We start from the raw sequence: 3,226 nt of genomic DNA, 5'->3' as shown, positions 1-3,226 counted from the left end.
GCCTTCGCCCACCTGCGGGCCGAGCGCGCCGATCACGTCGCGGCCACCACGGGCCTGCGGCCCGAGGTCACCGGGGTGCTCACGCGCTCGCGGGGCGACTTCGACGAGATCCTCGCCAACAGCGACCTGGTCGTCGAGCTGATCGGTGGCCTGGAGCCCGCTCGCGACTACGTCCTGCGCGCGATGACCGCCGGCAAGCACGTGGTCACGGCCAACAAGCAGCTCCTGGCCCACCACGGGGAGGAGCTGTGGGCGGCGGCCCGCGAGCACGGCGTGCAACTGCGGTTCGAGGCGGCGGTGGCCGGGGTCGTCCCGGTCATCCGCGTGCTCCAGGAGTCGCTCGCCGCAGCGCACGTCGACCGCCTCCACGGGATCGTCAACGGGACCACCAACTTCATCCTCACGCAGATGGCGACGACAGGGGCGTCCTACGAGACGGCCCTCGCCGAGGCCCAGCGCCTGGGCTACGCGGAGGCGGACCCCAGCGACGACGTCAACGGCAAGGACGCGGCGGCGAAGATGGCGATCCTCGCGCGGCTGGCGTTCGACACGCCCGTGCACCTCGACGACGTCCGCTACGAGGGGATCGAGCACCTCACGCAGGAGGACATCGCCTATGCGCGCGACCTCGGGCTGTCGTTGAAGCTGATCGGGACCGCGGAGCGCGTCGACGCCGGCCTGTCGGTGCGCGTGCACCCGGCCTTCCTCTACGGAGGCCATCCGCTGGCCTCCGTCAACGGCTCGTTCAACGCCGTGACCGTGGAGTCCGACGCGATCACCGAGATCACGATGTCCGGTCCGGGCGCCGGCGGTCCGCAGACCGCGAGCGCGGTGCTCGGTGACGTGATCAGCGCGATGATCCCGCCGGCCTCGACCCCCGAGACGACCCAGCGCCTGCCGATCGTCACCGACGCCTCATCGGCCTTCTACCTCCACCTCGAGGTCGACGACCGTCCCGGCGTGCTGGCGCAGATCGCGCAGCTCCTGGGGCTCCAGGGAGCGTCGGTCAAGAGCGTCGTCCAGCAGGGCAGCGGCTCCGGGGCCCGTCTCGTCATGGTCGTCCACCCGATCCTCGAGTCCAGGTTCTTCGCCGCGGTCGACCTGATCTCCCGCCTGGACTTCCTGCGCGGCTCCCCGCGCGCCATCCGCGTCCTCGACGAGGAGTTCGCCTCGTGAGCAGCACCTATCCGGCCGGACCGCCCTGCGCGCAGCGCGGGGGACACGGCCACCCCGGCCTCATCCACCGGTTCCTGGATCGCCTGCCGTTCGAGGCCGACGATCCGATCGTCACGCTCCAGGAGGGCTCGACCCCGCTCGTGCTCGCCGAGCGGGTCAGCGAGGTCGTCGGCGCCGAGGTCTACCTGAAGATCGAAGGGGCCAACCCCACCGGCTCGTTCAAGGACCGTGGGATGTGCTGCGCGGTCACCCAGGCCAAGAAGGAGGGCGCGCAGGCGGTCATCTGCGCGTCGACGGGCAACACCGCCGCCAGCGCCGCGGCGTACGCGTCGCGCGCGGGGCTGAAGCCCGCGGTGATCGTCCCGGAGGGCAAGATCGCCACCGGCAAGCTCGCCCAGGCGCTGATGCACGGAGCGCGGGTGATCGCGCTGAGCGCCAACTTCGACATCGCGCTCCAGCTGGTGCGGGAGCTCGTGGCGGAACATCCGATCGCCCTGGTGAACTCGGTGAACCCGTACCGGATCGAGGGCCAGAAGACCGCCGCGTTCGAGCTGATCGAGGAGCTGGGCACGCTCGACGCCCTCTGCATCCCGGTGGGCAACGCCGGCAACATCACCGCGTACTGGAAGGGGTTCCAGGAGGCGGGCCACGCGCCGATGATGTTCGGGTTCCAGGCGGCGGGGGCAGCTCCGCTCGTGCACGGCGCCCCGGTCGAGCGGCCCGAGACCGTCGCCAGCGCGATCCGGATCGGCAACCCGGCCCGCTGGGAGGAGGCGATGACCGCGATGACGACCTCGGGCGGGAAGATCGCCGCGGTCACGGACGCCCAGATCCTCGACGCCTACCGCTTCCTCGCCGCCAACGAGGGCGTCTTCTGCGAGCCGGCCAGCGCGGCGTCGGTCGCCGGTCTGATGGTCCACGGGGCCGGGGACGCGAACCGCGTCGCCTGCGTGCTCACCGGGCACGGGCTGAAGGACCCGCAGACCGCCCTGGATCAGGCGACCGGAGTCGTGCCGTGCGAGCCCGACCTCGCCGCGGTGCAGGCCGCGGTGCTGGGCTGAGCCCATGGAACGCCGTCGCGTCGTCCGCGTGCCCGCGAGCAGTGCGAACCTCGGCCCGGGGTTCGACACGTTCGCCGCGGCGCTGGCGCTGCACGTGGAGGTCGAGGTGGTGGAGACCGGTCGCTTCGCGGTCGAGACCGACCTCGCGATCGCCAGGGACCGCCGCAACCTCGTGGTGCGCGGGTTCGAACGGCTGCACGCTCCCGACGACTTCGAGTTCCGCATCACCTCGACGGTGCCGCTGAGCGGCGGACTGGGCTCCAGCGCCGCGGCGTACCTCGCGGGGCTGATGGCCGCCGACCACCTGTTCGAGCTCGACGCCGACCTGCTGGCCCTGGCGACGGAGCTCGAGGGCCACCCCGACAACGTGGCGGCCGCGCTGCTGGGAGGGTTCGTCATCTGCGCGGACGGCGAGGCCACGCGCTTCGACCCCCCGATGGGGCTGGAGGCCGTCCTCGTCGTGCCGGACGAGGCGGTGCGGACCAAGGAGGCGCGGGCCGCGCTCCCGGCCGAGGTCCCGATGTCCGAGGCGGTGTTCAACGTGGCGCACGGCGCGCTGCTCACCCTCGGCCTGGCCCGCGGCGACTGGGACCTCGTGCAGCGTGGGCTGGCGGACCGGCTGCACCAGGACCGGCGAGCCCCGTTGTTCCCCCGCTCGGCGGCGCTGCTGCGCGACGTCCAGGACATGGGCGCCCTGGGGGCGACGATCTCCGGAGCCGGACCGACGGTCCTCGTGTGGAGTCACTACGAGCAGACCGGCGGCGTCGTCGAGGCGCTGCGAGCGCGCACGGACGGCTGGGCGAGCGTGTCGCGCGTGCCGTTCGAGGGCATGGGGGCGCGCGTCAGGGAGATGTAGGCGCCCGTGGCCCGAGCGGCGCCGGGGCGGCCGACCTGCCGGACGCGCCGGTTCAGGCGGCCGGGGCGTCGGCCAGCAGGGGCTTCAGCCGGCGGCGAGGCGCGGCCAGCCCCAGCCGCCCCAGCAGCTCGTC

Annotated in this window: 3 protein-coding genes; all 3 read left to right on the top strand. The window is 73.0% G+C overall.

The annotated features are described in order from the left end of the window. On the top strand, window positions 1–1,176 hold a 1,176-nt coding region (locus tag ABYE80_RS18965), incomplete at its 5' end, for a homoserine dehydrogenase (RefSeq protein WP_372791878.1). Beyond that, complete coding sequence (thrC, locus tag ABYE80_RS18960; RefSeq protein WP_372791877.1) at window positions 1,173–2,237, top strand: threonine synthase; 1,065 nt, start codon at window positions 1,173–1,175, stop codon at window positions 2,235–2,237. The genes ABYE80_RS18965 and thrC, both read left to right, overlap by 4 nt. 4 nt (window positions 2,238–2,241) lie before the next feature. Then, window positions 2,242–3,093, top strand: a complete 852-nt coding sequence (gene thrB, locus ABYE80_RS18955; protein ID WP_372791876.1) for a homoserine kinase — start codon at window positions 2,242–2,244, stop codon at window positions 3,091–3,093. The last annotated feature ends 133 nt before the right edge of the window (window positions 3,094–3,226 follow it).

Origin of the sequence: Paraconexibacter sp. (genome assembly GCF_041602235.1) — a bacterium.
Classification (GTDB): domain Bacteria; phylum Actinomycetota; class Thermoleophilia; order Solirubrobacterales; family Solirubrobacteraceae; genus Paraconexibacter.
Note: the sequence above shows the minus strand (reverse complement) of the source record. Positions and strands in the feature narration are given on the sequence as shown.

What these genes read in the sequence shown, in the direction of transcription:
- thrB (WP_372791876.1), top strand. Translation starts at nt 2,242, where the DNA reads ATGGAACGCCGTCGCGTCGTCCGCGTGCCCGCGAGCAGTGCGAACCTC.